Annotated in this window: 13 protein-coding genes; 4 read left to right on the plus strand and 9 right to left on the minus strand. The window is 67.3% G+C overall.

The annotated features are described in order from the left end of the window. Window positions 1-91 precede the first annotated feature (91 nt). A complete protein-coding gene (locus ABTX18_RS27625) occupies window positions 92-1198 on the plus strand; it encodes an LCP family protein (protein WP_352125460.1) in 1107 nt (368 codons plus the stop codon). Between the two features lie 72 nt (window positions 1199-1270). Here ABTX18_RS27625 and ABTX18_RS27630 read toward each other — a convergent pair whose 3' ends face one another. The 9 genes from ABTX18_RS27630 to ngcE form a co-directional block, all read right to left on the minus strand. Next, entirely contained in the window at window positions 1271-2776 is a 1506-nt protein-coding gene (locus ABTX18_RS27630; protein WP_352125461.1) for an amino acid permease, read from the minus strand. 170 nt (window positions 2777-2946) lie between these two features. Further along, window positions 2947-4926, minus strand: coding sequence for a 1-deoxy-D-xylulose-5-phosphate synthase (gene dxs / locus ABTX18_RS27635; protein WP_352125462.1), 1980 nt, complete (start codon window positions 4924-4926; stop codon window positions 2947-2949). Window positions 4927-5095: 169 nt separating this feature from the next. Further along, window positions 5096-6394 (minus strand): sugar ABC transporter permease, encoded by a 1299-nt coding sequence (locus ABTX18_RS27640; protein WP_352125463.1) that lies wholly within the window; start codon window positions 6392-6394, stop codon window positions 5096-5098. Further along, entirely contained in the window at window positions 6391-7179 is a 789-nt protein-coding gene (locus tag ABTX18_RS27645) for an ATP-binding cassette domain-containing protein (RefSeq protein WP_250967024.1), read from the minus strand. The genes ABTX18_RS27640 and ABTX18_RS27645 overlap by 4 nt, the downstream gene beginning before the upstream one ends. Before the next feature lie 233 nt (window positions 7180-7412). Next, on the minus strand, window positions 7413-8480 hold the full coding sequence (locus ABTX18_RS27650; RefSeq protein WP_352125464.1) for a sugar ABC transporter substrate-binding protein: 1068 nt from the start codon (window positions 8478-8480) through the stop codon (window positions 7413-7415). A 123-nt stretch (window positions 8481-8603) separates the two neighbouring features. Then, window positions 8604-9803 carry an ROK family transcriptional regulator gene (locus ABTX18_RS27655; RefSeq protein ID WP_352125465.1) on the minus strand — a complete coding sequence of 400 codons (1200 nt, stop codon included), beginning with the start codon at window positions 9801-9803 and terminating at the stop codon, window positions 8604-8606. Between the two features lie 835 nt (window positions 9804-10638). Then, the gene (locus tag ABTX18_RS27660; protein ID WP_352125466.1) at window positions 10639-11511 is read right to left on the minus strand and encodes a carbohydrate ABC transporter permease; all 873 of its coding nucleotides are present in this window, start codon (window positions 11509-11511) and stop codon (window positions 10639-10641) included. Continuing rightward, a complete protein-coding gene (locus tag ABTX18_RS27665; RefSeq protein WP_352125467.1) occupies window positions 11508-12563 on the minus strand; it encodes a carbohydrate ABC transporter permease in 1056 nt (351 codons plus the stop codon). Before ABTX18_RS27665 ends, ABTX18_RS27660 begins: the two co-directional genes overlap by 4 nt. Window positions 12564-12570: 7 nt before the next feature. Continuing rightward, window positions 12571-13902, minus strand: coding sequence for an N-acetylglucosamine/diacetylchitobiose ABC transporter substrate-binding protein (gene ngcE / locus ABTX18_RS27670; RefSeq protein WP_352125468.1), 1332 nt, complete (start codon window positions 13900-13902; stop codon window positions 12571-12573). Window positions 13903-14748: 846 nt separating this feature from the next. Here ngcE and ABTX18_RS27680 point away from each other — a divergent pair. The 3 genes from ABTX18_RS27680 to ABTX18_RS27690 all read left to right on the plus strand — a co-directional run bounded on the left by ABTX18_RS27680 (window position 14749) and on the right by ABTX18_RS27690 (window position 19768). Then, a complete protein-coding gene (locus ABTX18_RS27680) occupies window positions 14749-18594 on the plus strand; it encodes a GH92 family glycosyl hydrolase (protein WP_352125470.1) in 3846 nt (1281 codons plus the stop codon). A gap of 134 nt (window positions 18595-18728) precedes the next feature. Further along, window positions 18729-19562: a helix-turn-helix domain-containing protein gene (locus ABTX18_RS27685; RefSeq protein ID WP_352125471.1), complete on the plus strand. Its 834-nt coding sequence runs from the start codon at window positions 18729-18731 to the stop codon at window positions 19560-19562. Next, window positions 19559-19768, plus strand: coding sequence for a DUF397 domain-containing protein (locus ABTX18_RS27690; RefSeq protein ID WP_352125472.1), 210 nt, complete (start codon window positions 19559-19561; stop codon window positions 19766-19768). The genes ABTX18_RS27685 and ABTX18_RS27690 overlap by 4 nt, the downstream gene beginning before the upstream one ends. Window positions 19769-19771 lie beyond the last annotated feature (3 nt).

Below are 19771 nucleotides of genomic sequence, written 5' to 3' on the forward strand. Positions count from 1 at the left end.
TCATGCACACATGGACCGGCCACACCCCCCACCCGAGTCCCAGGCACTCCACAGCCTCCCCAGGGCCACGAGAATTGAGGACTCGACCACGATGAGCCACGACGCCACGTCCCACGACACGCACGAAGGCCGCACGGCATCTCATGGCGGCGGACGGAAGCGCAGAGGGGGACCTCGCAAGCGGCGCCGCGGCCTCAAGATCACCCTCGGTGTGCTGCTCGTCCTGCTGCTCGCCGCCGGCGGCACCGTCTACTGGCTCTACAGCCAACTCGACGGCAACATCAAGGGCGTCGACATCAACAAGGCGCTGGGCGAGGACCGCCCCGAGAAGCTCCCGACCAGCGGGCAGAACCTCCTGGTCCTCGGCTCGGACTCGCGCGCCGGGGCCGAGAACAAGGAGCTGGGCGGCGGCGGCAGCGTCGGCGGGGCCCGGTCCGACACGGCGATGGTCGTGCACATCCCCGAGGGCCGCAGCAAGGCCGTCGCCATATCCATCCCCCGCGACACCCTGGTGACCCGGCCCGAGTGCACCAAGGCCGACGGGACCAAGGTGCCCTCCGCGGAGCGCAAGATGTTCAACTCCGTCTACTCGCAGGTCGGTCCCGCCTGCGTGGTCAAGACCGTCGAGAAGATGTCCGGCGTACGCATCGACCACTACCTGGAGATCAACTTCGCCGGGTTCAAGGGTCTCGTCGACGCCATCGGCGGCGTCACCGTGGACGTCCCCCAGGACATCCACGACACGGCCACCGGCCTCGACGTCAAGGCCGGGCCCCAGAAGCTCGACGGCACCGAGTCCCTCGCCTACGTCCGCACCAGGCACGGCATCGGTGACGGCAGCGACCTCGGACGCATCGGGCTCCAGCAGCAGTTCATGTTCGCCCTCCTCAGCGAGGTCAAGAAGCAGGACCTGCTGGGCAGCCCGACCAGCGCCTACAAGATCGCCAACTCCGCGACCAAGTCGCTCACCACGGACGAGGGCCTCGCCTCGCTCACGTCGCTGACCGAATTCGCCCGTTCGATGAACGGCGTCGACCCGGCCACGATGGAGACGATCATGCTCCCCGTGAATTACGACAAGATCGATCCGAACCGGGTGATTTCCGCGCAGCCGCAGGCCGACACCCTCTGGAAGGCGATCCGTACGGACTCCGCCATTCCCGAGTCCGCCAAGAAGTCGCCTGCCACCGGCGGCTGACACAGCGGCAGGCCACGCGAAGGCCCCGCCTGCCCGATCCCGGGCGGGCGGGGCCTTCGGTGTCGTTCACGTTCACACCCGGGTGCGGCTGACCCGGCTGTGGCCGCGTCCGTACGCGAAGTAGATGATCACGCCGATGACCATCCAGATGCCGAACCGCAGCCAGGTCTCCGCCGGCAGGTTGAGCATCAGCCAGACCGACGCCGCGACCGAGAGGATCGGGACCAGCGGGACCCAGGGCGTGCGGAAGGCGCGGTGCAGGTCGGGGCGGGTGCGGCGCAGGACGATGACGCCCAGCGCGACGACCACGAACGCGAAGAGGGTGCCGATGTTCACCAGCGTCGCGAGCTCGTTGATGCTGGTGAAGCCCGCGATGACCGCGATGAGCACGCCGAGCAGGATGGTCGGGCGGTACGGGGTGCGGAACCGCGGGTGCGTCTTCGAGAAGAACCGCGGGAGCAGGCCGTCGCGGCTCATCGCGAAGAACACCCGGGTCTGCCCCAGGAGCAGGATCATGCAGACCGTGGTGAGTCCGACGGCGGCGCCGAAGCTGATGACCCCGGCGTAGAAGGGGTGCCCGACGGCCTTGAAGGCGTCGGCGAGCGGGGCGCTGACCGACAGCTCGGTGTAGTGCTGCATCCCGGTGACGACGATCGATACGGCGACGTAGAGCGCGGTGCAGATGAACAGGGACGCCATGATCCCACGGGGCATGTCGCGCTGCGGAACCTTGGTCTCCTCGGCGGCCGTGGCCACGACGTCGAAGCCGATGAAGGCGAAGAAGACGACGGAGGCGGCGGTGAAGATGCCCATCACGCCGAAGTTCGTCGGCTCGTACCCGAAGATCAGCTGGATCAGCGGGGCGTCCAGGCCCGATCCGGACGGCTGCGGCTGGGCCTTGGGGATGAACGGCGAGTAGTTCGCGGTGTCGATGAAGAAGAGCCCCGCGATGATCACGATCAGGACCACGGTCACCTTGATGGCGACCACCACGGTCGTGACCCGGGCGGAGAGCTTCATGCCGAGCACCAGGATGACGGTCAGCACCAGCACCAGGACGAAGGCGAGGATGTCGAAGCCGAATCCGTCCGCCACATCGGGACCGGAGAGCGCGTCCGGCAGGTGCCAGCCGGCGTTGTCCATCAGTGAGCGGACATAGCCGGACCAGCCGACCGCCACCACCGCCGTGCCCAGGGCGAACTCCAGGACCAGGTCCCAGCCGATGATCCAGGCGACCAGTTCACCGAGCGAGGCATAGGCGAACGTGTACGCCGAACCGGCCACCGGGACGGTGGAGGCGAATTCCGCGTAGCAGAGCGCGGCCAGCGCGCAGACGACGCCCGCGGCCACGAAGGCGATGGCCGTGGCGGGTCCGGCCGTCTCCTTGGCCACCTTGCCGGTGAGCACGAAGATTCCGGTTCCGATGATGACGCCCACTCCGAAGACCGTGAGGTCCAAGGCGGAGAGGGACTTCCTGAGGGCGTGCTCCGGCTCCTCGGTGTCGCGGATCGACTGTTCGACCGTCTTGGTCCTGAACAGTCCGTCTCCGCTGGGGGGCAGGTCCTGCTGTGTGCTCACCGGCGTACCTCCACGCACTCGTCGTGGACGCCATGATCGGGACCCGTTCACCCCCCGGCCGTCCGCAGCACCCGTCCGCCGCCGGAATTCACGCGAATGGGCCGGTCGCGCCACCCGAAGAGGGTGGGCAACCGGCCCAATCAGCCGTGCGGTGGTCGCGGTGGTACGGATCAGTCCCGGACGGGCTCCACCACGGAGCGGCTCTCCGCCTCGGTCTCGTACCGGCCGTCCAGCCGGGCGACCAGACCGGTGACCTGACGGGCGATGTCCGGCGCGGTCAGCCCGATCTCGGCCATGACCTCCTTGCGGGAGGCGTGGTCGAGGAAGACCGGCGGGATGCCGAAGTCCCGCAGTGGTACGTCGACGTCGGCGTCGCGCAGCGCCTGGGCGACCGCGGAGCCGACGCCGCCGGCCCTGCTGTTGTCCTCGACGGTGACGACGACCCGGTGCTTCGCCGCGAGCGGGGCCATGGCCTCGTCCACGGGCTTGACCCAGCGCGGGTCGACGACCGTGGTCGAGATGCCCTGGGCGTCGAGCAGGTCCGCGATCTCCAGGCACATCGGGGCCAGCGCCCCGATGGAGACGAGCAGGACGTCCGGCCGCTCGGCGGCCGGCTCGCGGAGCACGTCCATGCCGCCGACCGTGCCGACGGCCTTGACCGACGGGCCGACCGCGCCCTTGGAGAAGCGGACGACCGTCGGCGCGTCGTCGACCTCGACGGCCTCGCGCAGCTGGGCGCGGACCTGGTCGGCGTCGCGCGGGGCGGCGATCCGCAGCGTCGGCACGCACTGCAGGATCGACATGTCCCACATGCCGTTGTGCGAGGCGCCGTCCGTACCGGTGACACCGGCCCGGTCCAGGACGAAGGTCACACCGCACTTGTGCAGGGCGACGTCCATCAGGACCTGGTCGAAGGCGCGGTTGAGGAAGGTGGCGTACACCGCGAAGACGGGGTGCAGACCGCCGGTGGCGAGGCCCGCCGCGGAGACCGCGCCGTGCTGCTCGGCGATGCCGACGTCGTAGATCCGGTCCGGGAAGGCCTTCTCGAACTTGGTCAGGCCGACCGGCTGGAGCATGGCCGCGGTGATCGCGACGATGTCCTCGCGCTCCTTGCCGAGCTTGACCATCTCCTCGCCGAACACGGAGGTCCAGTCGAGGCCGGAGGTGGCGACGGGCAGGCCTGTGTCGGGGTGGATCTTGCCGACGGCGTGGAAGCGGTCGGCCTCGTCCAGCAGGGCCGGGGTGTAGCCGCGGCCCTTCTCCGTGAGGCAGTGCACGATGACGGGCCCGCCGAAGCGCTTGGCGCGCTGGAGCGCCGACTCCAGGGCCTCCAGGTCGTGGCCGTCGATCGGGCCGACGTACTTCAGCCCGAGGTCCTCGAACATGCCCTGCGGCGCGATGAAGTCCTTGAGGCCCTTCTTGGCGCCGTGCAGGGTCTCGTACAGCGGCCTCCCGACGACGGGGGTGCGCTCCAGGAGGTCCTTGCCGCGGGCCAGGAAGCGCTCGTAGCCGTCCGTGGTGCGCAGGGTCGCCAGATGGTTGGCGAGGCCGCCGATGGTGGGGGCGTAGGAGCGCTCGTTGTCGTTGACGACGATGACGAGGGGGCGGTCCTTGGCGGCGGCGATGTTGTTCAGCGCTTCCCAGGCCATACCGCCGGTGAGCGCTCCGTCACCGATGACGGCGACGACGTGGTCGTCCTTGCCCAGCACCTCGTTGGCCTTGGCGAGGCCGTCGGCCCAGCCGAGCACGGTGGAGGCGTGCGAGTTCTCGATGATGTCGTGAGCGGACTCGGCGCGCGAGGGATAGCCGGAGAGGCCGCCCTTGCTCTTGAGCTTCGAGAAGTCCTGGCGGCCGGTGAGGAGTTTGTGCACATAGCTCTGGTGGCCGGTGTCGAAGAGGACCTTGTCCTTCGGCGAGTCGAAGACCCGGTGCAGGGCGATGGTCAGCTCGACCACGCCGAGGTTGGGTCCCAGGTGGCCGCCGGTCTTGGAGACGGCGTCGACGAGGAAGGTCCGGATCTCTTCGGCCAGCTGCTCCAGCTGCTCGGGGGTGAGCCGGTCCAGGTCACGCGGTCCGCCGATGCGCGACAGCAGATCCCATCCGTCGCCCGCCACCGCCCGTGCCTGACGCGCTTCGCGCGGCTGTGTCACCGTGCCTCCTTGCGATTGTGCTGGTCGAGCATGCCGATCCGATGAGTCTAATGTTCCGCCCGCCCCCGCGGACATCGGGCGGGGCGTGTGCTGCCCCACCGCGCGCCGGTACGTGACAGTGCCCGGCACCCCGGGAAGGGGTGCCGGGCACGTACTGCCGGTGCCGTGGTCAGGCGCGGCCCGCGGTCTTCTGGGTCTTGCGCGAGACCGAGTCGATGATCACGGCGATGAGGAGGACTCCACCGGTGATCATGTACTGGATCGCGTTCGACGACAGGTTCATCTGGTTGAGGCCCTGGACGATCGACTGGATGACCAGGATGCCCAGCAGTGCGGACCAGACCTTGCCGCGTCCGCCGAACAGGGACGTACCGCCGATGACGGCTGCCGCGATGCACATCATGAGCTGGTTGCCGCCACCGAGCGAACGGTCGGCGCCGCCGGTCGCGGAGGCCAGGAAGAGACCGCCGACCGCACCGAGCGTGCCGGAGATCATGAACACCGAGATGCGGATCCAGGACACGTTGATACCGGCACGACGCGCTGCCTCGATGCCACCGCCGACCGCGAAGACCTGACGGCCGTAAGTGGTGCGGCGCAGAACGAAGTCCGTGACGACGAGGATCGCGAGGAAGATCACCAGGGAGAGCGGAAGGCCCTGCTCCTGGTTGAACGCGTACGCGGCCAGCAGGCACAGGACGGCGAGCAGCACGGTACGCAGGATGATCTCGCTCTGCGGGCGGTGCGGCAGCTCTGCGGCCTTGCGGCGCTTCGAGTCGCGCAGCTGCGCGAGGTAGAAGGCGACGATCACGAACACGGCGAGACCGTAGGCGGCGGCGACGTCGGCGAAGTAGTAGCTGGTCAGGTCGCGGACGAAGCTGCCGAGCGGGGTGGTGATGGTGGACTTCTCGCCCATCACATAGGTCTGCAGACCGGCCCAGCCCAGGAAGCCTGCCAGCGTCACGACGAACGCGGGCACGCCGATCTTGGCGAAGACGATGCCGTGGAAGGCGCCGATGACCGTGCCGGACAGGATGCCGAGCACGATGGCGAGGGCGTCCGGCATGTCCGTGCCGAGCACGGCCCACACCGCACCCGCGAGACCCGCGACGGAACCGACCGCGAGGTCGATCTCGCCGAGCAGCAGTACGAAGACGATGCCCACGGCCATGATGCCGGGGCCCGCCGCGTACAGCGTGATCTGGTCGAGGTTGTACGAGGTGAGGAAGTTGCCGGTCTCGAGCTGGAAGACGATCCCGATGATGATCAGGCCCACGACGACAGGCAGCGAGCCGATCTCGCCCGAGCGGACCTTGCGCTTGAACTCGGTCCAGTAGCCCTTGAAGCCCTGCTCGCGGACGAGCAGGCGGGGGTCGACGACCTTGACCGCGCCGGCCGCTGCCGCGGGAGCCTCGGGGGCCTCCGCCTGGGCCGGGACCTTGGCCGGAGTCTCGTTGATGTTGCTCACTTGGATGCCTCCGCGCTGCGGGACTTGCGGCGGGTCACGGCGTTGTCGGTGGCGCCCGTGATCGCGGCGATGATTTCTTCGTGGCTGGTCGTCGCCACCGGGAAGATGCCGTTGTTGTGGCCGAGTCGCAGCACGGCGACCTTGTCGGCGACGGCCTTCACATCGGCCATGTTGTGGCTGATGAGGATGACGCCGAGGTTCTGCTCGCGCAGCCGCTCCACCAGGTCGAGGACCTGTGCGGTCTGCTCGACACCGAGGGCCGCGGTGGGCTCGTCCAGGATCACGATCTTGGGGTTGCCGACCAGGGCACGGGCGATGGCCACGACCTGGCGCTGGCCGCCGGAGAGCGCGGCGACCGGGATACGGACGCTGGGGATACGGATGGAGAGGGTGGACAGGAGGTCCTGGGCCCGCTTCTCCATGGCGACCTCGTCGAGGACGCCGCCCTTCTTGATCTCGCGACCGAGGAAGAGGTTGGCGACGACGTCCAGGTTGTCGCAGAGCGCGAGGTCCTGGTAGACGGTGGCGACGCCGAGGTTCTGGGCGTCGTGCGGACGGTTGATGTCCACCTTCTCGCCCTCCCACTCGATGACGCCCTCATCGATGGGGTGAACGCCGGCGATCGTCTTGACCAGCGTGGACTTTCCTGCGCCGTTGTCGCCGACCAGGGCGACCACTTCTCCGGCGTGGACTTCGAGATCGACACCGGAGAGGACCTGGACCGCTCCGAATCGCTTGAAGACTCCACGCAACGCCAGCACGGGCGTCTGTGACACGTGAACCATCTCCTTCGCCGCCTGACCGGCGGGGATGTACCGCCTGACCGGCGGAGACGCCGCGCCACGAGGGGCAGCGTCGACGTACTGGAAGTACTGGGGAAAAGGAATGTCCGGCACCCGGCCGGCAGCGGGGTATTGGGCCGGCCGGATGCCGGACAGTCATGGGGTGGGCGGACTCCGCGATGCGGCGGATCACACCCGTACGCGCCGGGGCCGCGAGGCCCCGGCGCGAGGAGGGACTACTTGATGCCCAGTGCGGTGCACTTGGCGGCGATGTCCGCGACGCAGATGTCGGCGGCCTTGTAGATGCCGTCCTTGACCACGGTGGACTGGATGTTGTCCTTGTTCACCACGGTCGGCTCGAGCAGCGTGGACGGAACGCCGTCCGTCTCGCCCGCGGCGCCGATGTCCTTGCCCTGGAGCAGGTTGACGGCGAACTGGGCGGCCGTCGGGGCGAGCTGCTTCGGCGACTTGTAGATCGTGAAGGTCTGCGTGCCGGCGATGATCCGCTGGACACCGGGGAGCTCGGCGTCCTGGCCACCCACCGGGATGTCCTTGATGCCGGCGTTGTCCAGCGACGTGATGATGCCGCCCGCCATGCCGTCGTTGGCGGAGTAGACGGCGTTGATCTTGCCCTTGCCGACCGAGGAGATGGCGGCGGTCATCTTCTCGCCGGCGATCTTCGGGTCCCACTCGCCGGACGCCTCGTAGGCGATCTTGACCTTGCCGTCGAGGGACGCGTGAGCGCCCTTCTTGAACAGGCCGGCGTTCGGGTCCTTCTCGTCACCGTTGATCATGACGAGGTTGGCGGTGGCCGCCTTGGAGCCGAGGGCGTCGAGGACGGCCTGGCCCTGGAGCTTGCCGATCTTCTCGTTGTCGTGGCTGACGTAGGCGTCGGCACCGACGATGGCGCGGTCGTACGCGACGACCTTGACGCCCTTCTTGTGCGCGTCGGCGATCCACCCGGCGGACTTCTCGGAGTCGACGGAGGAGATCGCGATGACCTTGATGCCGTCGGCGATCTGCTGCTCGAACTGCTGCTTCTGCTGGCCGACGTCACCGCCCGCGTTGTTGTAGACGACCTCGCAGTCCGCGCAGTCCTTCTTGACCGCTTCGATGAACAGCGGCTTGTCCAGCGTCTCGTAGCGAGCGGTCTTGTTCTCCGGGAGCAGCAGACCGATCTTGGTCTTGCTGCCCGAGTCCGCCGAGTCCTTCTTGTCGTCGCCGGCCTTGCCACAAGCGGCGAGGGAGACGGCCATCGAAACGGCGGCCGTGCCTATGACGATGCGTCGCGTCATTGCGTTCATTGCGGGTGTGCCTCCCTGACGAGGCCGCAGCGTTGCGGCCGAGGTGGCTGGAAGTCAACTCGGCCGCGAGAGCGGCGTCAAGGAGTAAATCCTTAACGAGATGACAACGGTGCCATTCGTTATCTAAGTGAAGGCAGGGGTCGCTGCGGGGAGAGTGCTCTCCAAAAGGGACGAATCGCCCATTTCGTTGAGTACGAGAGCCAGCGCGCCCAGCACCTCCGCCCGCCCGCCGAGGGCTCCGGGGAGCACCGAGAGCTGTCGTGCGGCGCTGGGGATGGCGTAGCGCGACACGGAGTCGCGGATCGGCCCGAGGACCAGTTCGCCGGCCTCCGCGAGCGATCCGCCGAGCACCACGCGGCTCGGGTTGAGCAGGTTGCACAGGTTGGCCACGCCGCTGCCGATGTGCCGTCCGACGTCGCCGATCACCCGGCGGCAGCCCGGGTCGCCCTCACGGGCCAGCTGGACCACCCGCTCCATGGTGAGATCGGGCCCGTGGCTGGGCCTGAGCAGGGGCAGGACGTAGCGCGCGGCCGCGAAGGTCTCCAGGCACCCGCGGTTGCCGCAACGGCAGACCGGGCCCGATTCGTCGAGGGTGATGTGGCCGATCTCGCCGGCCGTTCCGCCGGGCCCCCGGTAGATGTGCCCGTCGATCACCAGACCGGCGCCCACACCGCTGGCGACCTTGATGTAGGCGAGGTCGCGGACCCCGCGGCCGCTCCCCCACACCAGCTCGCCCAGCGCCCCGAGGTTGGCGTCGTTGTCGACGTACACCGGCACGCCGAGACGTCCGCCGAGTTCCTCGCTGGGGTTGATGCCCGTCCACCCCGGCAGGATCGACGTCGAGCCCAGCGTGCCGGACTCGACGTCGATCGGGCCGGGTACACCGAGGCCCACCCCGATGACCTTGCCGGGACTGATCCCGGTGGTCTCGATCAGCCGGTTGACCAGCGCTTCCGCCCGTCCGAAGCCCTCGGCCGACGAGGCGTCCACGTCCAGCGGCTCGGACTCCTCGGCGAGCACCTGATGGGCCAGGTTGCCGACCGCCACCCGCAGGTGCGTATGTCCGAAATCGACGCCGATGACGATGCCCGCGTCGCCGCTGAGGGAGACGCTGCGGGCCCGTCGGCCGCCGGCCGAGGTGGGCGTCACCTCGACGGTGCCGCCGTCCTTCAGTTCGCGAACGATATTGGAGACGGTGGCCGCGGAGAGGCCCGTGCTCCTGGCGATCTCCGCCTGGGTGAGCGAACCCGCCATACGTACGGCCCGCACCACCCGCTCCAGGTTGGCCCGGTGCAGAGATGTCTGCGACCCCGGAGTCTCCATCGACTCATCCACTCCCGCCTATGGCAGACGGCACGACGGCCGCCCCCCGCGCGGGATCGCAGCAATGAGACCCCGCCCTCTCTCCAACATGTGAACTCTAAGATGAGCCTTTGGGGTTCCTATCCGTCAAGACCTTGAGCAGGGGAAGGCACCAATGAGCGGTGCCCCCTCTGAGCACAGTTGAGATAGAAGCGCAGGTCAGACGGACGCGACGGGCGCAGAAGCCATACGGACGGGTTGCCGCCGGTAAATTCTGGGTGCAGTGAGGCGTGCACGGCCGCCTCCGCTGGGTTCACAACCTCGCCCGCCGCCGTCCACGCGGCCGCCCCGGCGCCGCTTCCCGCCGAACGGATCGGTCCGTCCCCCTCGCGGCAAGAGGTTCCCTTACCGCCGAGCGAAGGATCCCTTCGCTGGTCGGCACGGATCCGGCGAGCACGATCGGGCCCTCGGCGCGGTGCACGCGTGCTGCTGTGGCGACGAGGCGACGCGCTCCTCCTCGTTTGATCTCCAACGCCTTCGGGTCGCCCGCCTCGGCCGCCCTGTTCACGGCCGGAGCCAGGCCGGTCAGCGACTTCGGGGCGCTCTGAGCGCGCTCCACCCGAGCGATCACCTGATCGTTCAGGTCACGAAAAGGTTGCGGTGAGCCGAGCAGTTCAGCGGTGACCAGTTCCCCGAGCAGCCCCGGAGCCCCTGCTGTCCGGCTGCGCCAGAGTGTGTACGACGGCCTTCGCCGCCTCCCGCCCGAGCCGGAATCCGGAACCTCGTCCTGATCCGCACGACGAAGTGCCCCGGCGGAGAAATCCGCCGGGGCACTTGGTCTGTCGGACAGCAGGTGTCAGCGGAAGGTGCCCTGCGACACCGAACCGGCGATCCGGCGCTGGAAGATGACGTAGACGGCCAGTACGGGCACCACCGTAATCACGATCGCCGCGAACAGCGCACCGTAGTCGACGTCGTAAACCTGCGAGGACGCGTAGGCGGCCATTCCCTGAGTCAGGACCCACTTGTTCTGATCGGTGTTGAGCGCCACCGGCAGCAGGAACTGGTTCCACAGCCCCAGGAAGTTGAAGATCGCCACCGCGGCCATGCCCGGACTGGCCATCGGCAGCATTACCTGGAAGAACGCCCGCCAGTCACCGGCACCGTCGATCAACGCGGCCTCGTAGACGTCATGCGGCAGTGACCGGAAGAACGAATAGAGGAAGAACATCGTGAACGGCAGCGCGAAAGCGACGTAGGTGAGGATCAATCCCAGACGCGTGTTCAGCAACCCGAGGTTCTGCAGCTGGAAGAACAGCGGCACGATCGCCAGGAATACCGGGAAGGTCAACCCCGCCAGCATCACGTAGTAGATCAGCCGGCGTCCGGGGAACTCGAACCGCGCCAGGATATAGGCGCACATCGAGCCCAACAACATCACCAGGAACAGCGCGGAGACAACGATGACCACCGAGTTCAGGAAGTACTTCCCGATGCTCGCGTCGCTCCACGCGTGCGAGTAGTTCTCGAGCCTCCAGTGATCCGGCAGCGTGAACGGCGACGAAAGAATCTCGCCGGTCGACTTGAACGACGACATCAGCACCCACAACATGGGCACGATCACGATCACGGACCAAAGGATCAGCAAGAAGTGCGAGAACACCGCAAACCTGCGGTCACTGCCTGCGGCGCCTCTCGCCAGCTTCCGGTCTGCGGTTACGGCGCTCACTGAGCACCTCCCTTGGCTCCCGCACGCCGAGCCTTGGACCCACGCGCTTTCTTCTTGTCCTCGCCACCGCCGGTCAGGCGATTGACGGTGAACACCAGCAACGCGAACACCAGGGTGACAACGGCGAGGACGACCCCCATCGCGGTGGCATAACCGAACTGCCCCTGGCGGAAGGCGACATTGAACAGTCGCTGGCTGATCGTCAGGGTCGAGTTGTTCGGTCCACCGTTCGGCAACAGCGCCTGTACGTAGACGAACGCGTCCAGCGCGGCGATGCCCAGGTAGATGTACGCCGTCTGCACAGTGTCCCGGATCGCGGGCAGGGTGATCGAGATCGTTGTGCGGAACCGGCCGGCCCCGTCGATCTTGGCCGCCTCGTACAGCTCGGCAGGAACTCCCTTGATCGCAGCGATGAAGAGCACCGCGTAGAACCCGACGAGGCCCCAGACGAAGACGAACATCAGGGCCGGCATCGCCGTCGACTCTTCACCCAGCCAGGCGAACTCCTTGAACCCGCCCAGCCCGAGCTTGGTGAGCATGCCGTTGAGCAGGCCGGCATTCGGGTCGAACATCTGCGCCCAGATCAGGCCGACGATAATCGCCGGCACGACGTAGGGGAAGAACGAGACGACTCGGTAGAACGACGCTCCCCGGATTCCTCGGACAGGACCCTTGCTGGGACCACCCAGGGTGATGGCCACCGCGACCCCGAGGGCGAGCGTCAACGTCACCAACGGCACGAAGGCCGCCAGCAACGCGACATTGCGCAACGCCTTCATGAAGACGTCGTCCTGGAACATCTTGGTGAAGTTGTCCAGCCCGATGAACTTGTAGTCCGGACTGAAGCCGCGCCAGTCGGTCATGGCCCAGAAGATCGCCTGAACGAACGGGATCAGGACGAAGGTCACGAAGACGGCCAACGGGACACCGAGGAACGCGAGGAAGAACGTCACCCGGTCGAAGGTGAGCTTGCGGCGTCGGGGACGCCCGCCGCGAGCGGCCGGTGTCGACCGGCCGCTCGCGGTCTCGGGTTTGGTGATCATGTCACTCATGGTGATGCTAGCTGACCTCGAACTTCTGAATGGAGTCGTCGTTCCGGATCTTGTCGGAGATCTTCTGCAGCGCCTTGGTCAGGCCCGCGGCGTCAAGGTCACCGGCGAGGAACGAGTTCCACGGCACCAGCATGTCGGTGTTGATCCCGTATGCGTTGACGAACTTGTAGTCGAAGATGTTCTCGCCCGCGTCGGCGAGCATCTTCGACTGCGAGACCAGCGCCGTGGATCCATAGCCGTCGGCGGGCACGGTGTCCTTGACGATGGTCGGGGCCAGCTTCGTCTTGGAGAAGTTGGAGGCAGCCTCCTTGGACAGCATCGCCCGCAGGACCTCCTTGCCGCCGGCCGCGTTCTTGGCCTTCTTGGGAACGATGAACGGCTCACCCGCGGCAGCACGAACCGCCTCGTAGGGCATCTTCGGACTGGCGCTGAGCACCATCTCCGGGAAACCGGTCATCTGGAAGTCGGCCTTGGTGGCCTTCTTCATCTCGTTCTCGATCCAGCCACCGGTCGGGTAGAGCAGAGCCTTCTGGTCGTTGCTCCAGGACGCCTGCGCCTTCTGGAACTGGGTGCCGGAGCCGCCGGGGACGAACATGCCCTCCTTGACCATCTTCTCCATGATCTTGAAGATGTCCTGGATGGGCTTCTGCGACCAGGAGTCCGCCTCCAGCTTCTCGAGGGAGATCCGGACCTCGTCGCCGCCCTCCTTGATCGCGGAGTCGATGACCAGCGTCTGGTAGTACGTCGCGGCTTCCTTGCCGTGGACGAAGAGGTACTTGCCCTTCGCCTTGGCCTTCTTGCCGAGCTCGTACGCCTCGTCCCAGGTCTTCGGCGCGGTCCAGCCGTTCGCCGCGAACAGCGACTTCGAGTACCAGACGCCGTACACCGTCATCACGTAGTTGAGCGCGACGAACTTGCCGTTGAACGTTCCGGGATCCTTGACGCCGGCGTAGACCGTGTCGGCGATCTTCTTGCCCTCGTAGTTATTGGCCTCGAATACGTCATCCAGCGTCTCAAGCTGGTCGAGAATGCTGAGGAAGCCGATCTGGTCCTCACCGGAGTTGTCGATGAGGTCCGGCGGGTTGCCTCCGACGAACCGGGGCTGGAGCTCCGGGGCGATGTCGACGACCGGCTTGACCTGGACGGTGACGCCGGCGATCTGACTGCCCATGACCTTGTTGGCGTAACCGACATAGTCAGTGCCGTAGCCGCCGTTGAAGATGCAGGCTTCGACCTTGGAGTTCTTGGCGACACCGAACGGGTTCTTGGCCGAGGTCTCGCCCTTCGTGCCGCCCTGACCACCGCCTTCGGAGGAGGGAGAGCTGCACGCAGTCGCCATCGATGCGACTGCCGCTGCCGCGATCGCCCCCCTCAGGAACGTCCGCCTGTCAAGAGACCCGATACGAGTCGTCATCTCTGCATCCTCACTGATCGATTCGATCTTGATGGGTTTCACTGCGTGTGCGGCCCCCAGGGCCACGTGGGCGACGCGCTTGCCGCACTTCTCAGTGAGCGCGACTTCGGATGAGTCTCCGCGCGGGATATCGACGGAGAGGCACACCCGGGGTGATTCGCCGTCGTTTCGGGCCGCTCAACGGCGCCGATGGTGATCAGCTGCGAGGTGTATGGCGCGGTGATCGACGCTCCTGATCAGACTGCGATGGCCTACGCCGAGGGTGGATCCCATGCTCAAGTCCTCGCCTTCTCCAGGACTCAGGCGGTGTGTACCGGTCGCCCGTCGATATTCGCCACAGGCGAAGGGCCCCGCCACCGCGTTCAGTTGCGCTTGGGTGGTACAGATTTCAGGCTAGCCATTGCAGTGGGGGGCGCGGGGAACCCGAACAGCGGACGCACCTGCGGCGCCCTGGTGTCCTGCCCCCGTGTCTCCCTGACCGCACAGTTGGAAAGAAGCTGTGCAGACGCCGACAGGTATAGTCCACTTGTCGCCAACTGAGCAAGATCGAATGCAGGTTTGGGCGGCAGTCTTTCCCGAGTTGAGACCTCGCGGACACCTCGGCACCGCACGGCCTCCTTCGGATGTAACGATTTCCGCATTCCGGTCGATTCGAACCCGGGCCCTGATCCAACACCCTTGACACCCACCGCCACTTCACTCCCTACTGGTTCCTGCGCCCCCCACTGACAACGTTGTCCAAGCGCACTTCCTCGGGAGGAATGGCTCGTCATGCAGCCCCGACATGGTTCTCGTACGAGACGAAGCAGCACGGCCGCGCTGATAGCGGCCTCCCTCGTCCTCCTCGTGACAGCTCCCACCGCCGCCGCGGCCTCCTCGGCCGAAAGGGCTGCACAAGGTCAGAAGTCCACCGGTGACGGGACATTCAGCTCATCGTTCGAAGCAGATGAAAAGCAGCCGGACTGGCGCAATACCGTGGAAGAGGGCCCTGACGGCAAAAAGCGGGCATCGGGGATCGATGGCGGCTTCTCCGCCGGAATACCGGGCAATGTCACCGACAAGGTCACCGATGTCCGTGCCAGTGACGAGAACACGGGCGGCGGCGAGGTCAAGGAGAACCTCGTCGACGGACAGTCCGGCACGAAGTGGCTGTCCTTCGAGCCCACCGCCTGGGTGGAGTTCGACCTCGTAGAGCCGGTCAAGGTCGTGACGTACGCACTGACCTCCGCCGACGACCACGACGAGCGGGACCCGAAGGACTGGACCCTCCAGGGCTCGGAGGACGGCAAGACCTGGACGGACCTGGACACCCGAACCGGCCAGGCGTTCAGCGAGCGCTTCCAGACCAAGTCGTACGACTTCACCGCGGACAAGGCGTACCAGCACTTCCGCCTGGACATCACGAAGAACAACGGCGCCTCGGACGCGACCCAGCTCGCCGACGTCCAGTTCTCCGACGGGGACACCTCCGCCCCCGCCCCCGACGACATGCGCAGCCAGATCGACCGCGGCCCGTCCGGCTCCCCCACCGCCAAGGCCGGTGCGGGCTTCACCGGAAAGAAGGCGCTGCGGTACGCGGGTACGCACAAGGCGGACGGCCGGGCCTACTCGTACAACAAGATCTTCGACGTCAACACGGCCGTCACCCGGGACACCGAACTTTCCTACCTGGTGTACCCCCAGATGGGCCAGACGGATCTGTCCTACCCGGCCACGCATGTCGCGGTGGACCTCGCTTTCACGGACGGCACCTACCTCAGCGATCTGCGCGCCACCGACACCAACGGGGGCCTGCTGACGCCCTCGGGCCAGGCGGACGCCAAGCGGCTGTACGTCAACCAGTGGAACAAGGTCGACGCGCGGATCGGCGCGGTCGCGGCCGGCAAGACCGTCGACCGGATCCTGGTCGCGTACGACTCCCCCAAGGGGCCGTCGAAGTTCCAGGGCTGGATCGACGACGTCAAGATCGCTCCCAAGGCGCCCGAGAAGCGCAAGGCGCACCTCTCGGACTACGCCTCGACCGTGCGCGGCACCAACTCCAGCGGCGGCTTCTCCCGGGGCAACAACTTCCCCGCCACCGCGGTCCCCAACGGCTTCAACTTCTGGACGCCGGTCACCAACGCCGGATCGACCAGCTGGCTGTACGACTACGCGCGCGGCAACAACGACGACAACCTGCCCACCCTGCAGGCCTTCAGCGCCAGCCATGAGCCGAGCCCCTGGATGGGCGACCGGCAGACCTTCCAGCTGATGCCGTCGGCGGCCTCCGGCACCCCGGACGCCTCGCGCACGGCGCGCGCGCTGCCGTTCAGGCACGAGAACGAGACGGCGAGGCCCCACTACTACGGGGTGACGTTCGAGAACGGTCTCAAGGCCGAGATGACTCCGACCGACCACGCGGCACGGATGCGGTTCACCTACCCCGGTGACGACGCGAGCATGGTCTTCGACAACGTCTCCAACGACGGCGGGCTGACCCTCGACCCGGAGACGAGCTCCTTCACGGGCTTCTCCGACGTGAAGAGCGGCGGCTCGACCGGCGCCACCCGGCTGTTCGTGTACGGCGTCTTCGACGCGCCCGTCACCGACAGCGGCAAGCTCTCCGGCGGTGGCGGCGCGGACGTCACGGGCTTCCTGCGCTTCGACGCGGGCAAGGACCGCACCGTCAACCTCCGGCTGGCGACCTCGCTGATCAGCATCGACCAGGCGAAGCAGAACCTCGCCGCCGAGATCCCCGCCTCGCGCTCCTTCGCCCGCGTCGAGGACCAGGCGCAGGACGCCTGGGACGGCCTGCTGGGCAAGGTCGAGGTCGAAGGCGCGTCCGCCGACCAGCTGACCACGCTGTACTCCAGCCTGTACCGCCTCTACCTCTACCCGAACTCGGGCTTCGAGAAGGTCGGCGGCAAGGACCAGTACGCCTCCCCCTTCTCCCCGCAGGTCGGCTCGGACACCCCGACGCACACCGGCGCGAAGATCGTCGACGGCAAGGTGTACGTCAACAACGGCTTCTGGGACACCTACCGGACGACATGGCCGGCGTACTCCTTCCTCACGCCCAAGAAGGCCGGCGAGATGGTCGACGGCTTCGTCCAGCAGTACAAGGACGGCGGCTGGATCTCCCGCTGGTCCTCCCCCGGCTACGCGGACCTGATGACCGGCACCTCCTCGGACGTCGCGTTCGCCGACGCGTACGTCAAGGGCGTGAAGTTCGACGCCGAGGCGGCGTACGACGCGGCCCTGAAGAACGCCACCGTCGTCCCGCCGACCTCGGGCGTCGGCCGCAAGGGCATGGAGACGTCTCCGTTCGCCGGGTACGCCAACACCTCGACCCACGAGGGCCTTTCCTGGTCGCTGGAGGGTTACCTCAACGACTACGGCATCGCGCAGATGGGCCAGGCGCTCTACAAGAAGACGCACAAGCAGCACTACAAGGACGAGTCCGCCTACTTCCTGAACCGGGCCCGCAACTACGTCGAGCTGTTCGACGACAAGGCCGGATTCTTCCAGGGCAGGGACGCCAAGGGCGACTGGCGGCTTCCCTCCGAGCAGTACGACCCGAAGGTCTGGGGCTACGACTACACGGAGACCAACGGCTGGGGCTACGCCTTCACCGCCCCGCAGGACAGCAAGGGCCTCGCCAACCTGTACGGCGGCCGGGACGGTCTGGCCAAGAAGCTGGACACGTACTTCTCGACCCCCGAGACGGCGGGCCCGGAGTACGTCGGTTCGTACGGCGGCGTCATCCACGAGATGACGGAGGCCCGTGATGTGCGGATGGGCCAGTACGGGCACAGCAACCAGGTCGCGCACCACGTCACGTACATGTACGACGCGGCCTCGCAGCCGTACAAGACGCAGGAGAAGGTCCGCGAGGTCCTCGGCCGTCTGTACACGGGCAGCGAGATCGGCCAGGGCTACCACGGCGACGAGGACAACGGCGAGCAGTCGGCCTGGTTCCTCTTCTCCTCCCTCGGCTTCTACCCGCTGGTCATGGGCAGTGGCGAGTACGCGATCGGCTCCCCGCTGTTCACGAAGACCACCGTGCACCTGGAGAACGGCCACGACCTGGTCGTCAAGGCTCCGAAGAACAGTGCGAAGAACATCTACGTGCAGGGCCTGAAGGTCAACGGCAAGAAGTGGACCTCCACCTCGCTGCCGCACGACCTGCTGGCCAAGGGCGGGGTGCTCGAGTTCGACATGGGCGCGAAGCCGTCGGCCTGGGGCACGGGGAAGGACGCCGCCCCGGTCTCGATCACGAAGGACGACAAGGTGCCGTCGCCGCAGAAGGACGTGCTCAAGGGCGCGGGCGCGCTGTTCGACAACACCTCGGCCACCTCGGCCACCGTCTCCACGGTGGAGCTGCCGCTCCCCTCGGCGACGAACGCGGTCCAGTACACGCTGACCTCGGGCGAGGCGGCCAAGGCCCCGGGCGGCTGGGTGCTGCAGGGCTCGTCGGACGGCACGAGTTGGAAGGACCTCGACAAGCGGTCCGGCCAGTCGTTCGCCTGGAACAAGCAGACGCGGGCCTTCTCGGTGAACGCGCGGGGCTTGTACGCGCATTACCGCCTGGTGCTCGACGGTGAGGCGACGCTCGCGGAGGTGGAGCTGATCTCCTGATCCCGCGCGCGTCACGACCGGCCGGTGCCTCTCGCGGGGGCGCCGGCCGGGCGCGTTCTCGGGGGGCCACTCGTGCGGGTGGCTGGGCGCCGTTCGGAGGCGCGGGGCGCTGGGCAACCGCTACATTCCGTGGCATGCCGCAGCCGAAGGACCTGGACCCGTACACCGACGCCCGCGCCTTCTACGGCGCCGAGTTACGCCGTCTGCGCGAGGTGGCCGGACTGTCGCAGGGCGAGTTGGGTGAGCGGGTCTTCTGCTCCGGCTCGTACATCGGCCAGTTCGAGGCGGCGACGCGCCGGCCGCAGTTGGAGATGTCCCGGGCGCTGGACGAGTTGCTGGGGAGCGGCGAGCACCTTCAGCGGGTGTGCCGGCTGGCGCAGAAGTCGAAGGTGGCGGGGTACTTCGCGGACGCCGTCGAACTCCAGGGGCACGCGTCCTCCATCGACAGCTATACGGCGATGCTCGTCCCGGGCCTGTTGCAGACCGCCTGCTACGCACGGGCACTCACTCGGGCCGCGCATCCCTTCGCCGCCGCAGAAGTCATCGAAGGGCACGTCACCACCCGCATGGAGCGTGCTCATCTCCTCGACTCGCCCGATGCGCCTGTGCTGTGGGCCATGATTCACGAGGCCGCCCTGCTCGTGCCGGTCGGAGGCGCGTCGGTCATGGGTGAGCAGCTCAACCACCTTGCCGAGCAGACGGCTTCGCGCCCGCGCGTGGTGACGCAGGTACTCCCCTTCTCCGCCGGGGCACATCCCTTCCTGCACGCGTCCATGCTCCTGATGCGGTTCACCGACGCTCCGGCCATCGTGTACACCGAAAGCGCCTACAGCGGTCAACTCGTCGAAGAACCGCTGCTGGTGGCCCAGTACAGCGCCGCATACGATCTGGCCAGGGCTGCCGCTCTGTCGCCGGAGGCATCCCTGGACCGGATCGTCTCGGCGGCGAAGGAGTTCGCGACGCCATGAGCACCACACCTGACCTGAGCACCGCTGCCTGGCGTACGTCGTCGTACAGCAACGGGGACGGCGGTGACTGCGTGGAGATCGCCGGCAACCTCCCCGGCATCGTCCCCGTCCGCGACAGCAAGGCCGCCCCCGGCGGTCCGGCCATCACGTTCACGACGGGCTGCTGGGCGCCCTTCGTGGCGGCGCTCAGAGACGGCCGGCTCTGACGC

Origin of the sequence: Streptomyces sp. NPDC096323 (assembly GCF_040302845.1) — a bacterium.
Taxonomy (GTDB): domain Bacteria; phylum Actinomycetota; class Actinomycetes; order Streptomycetales; family Streptomycetaceae; genus Streptomyces.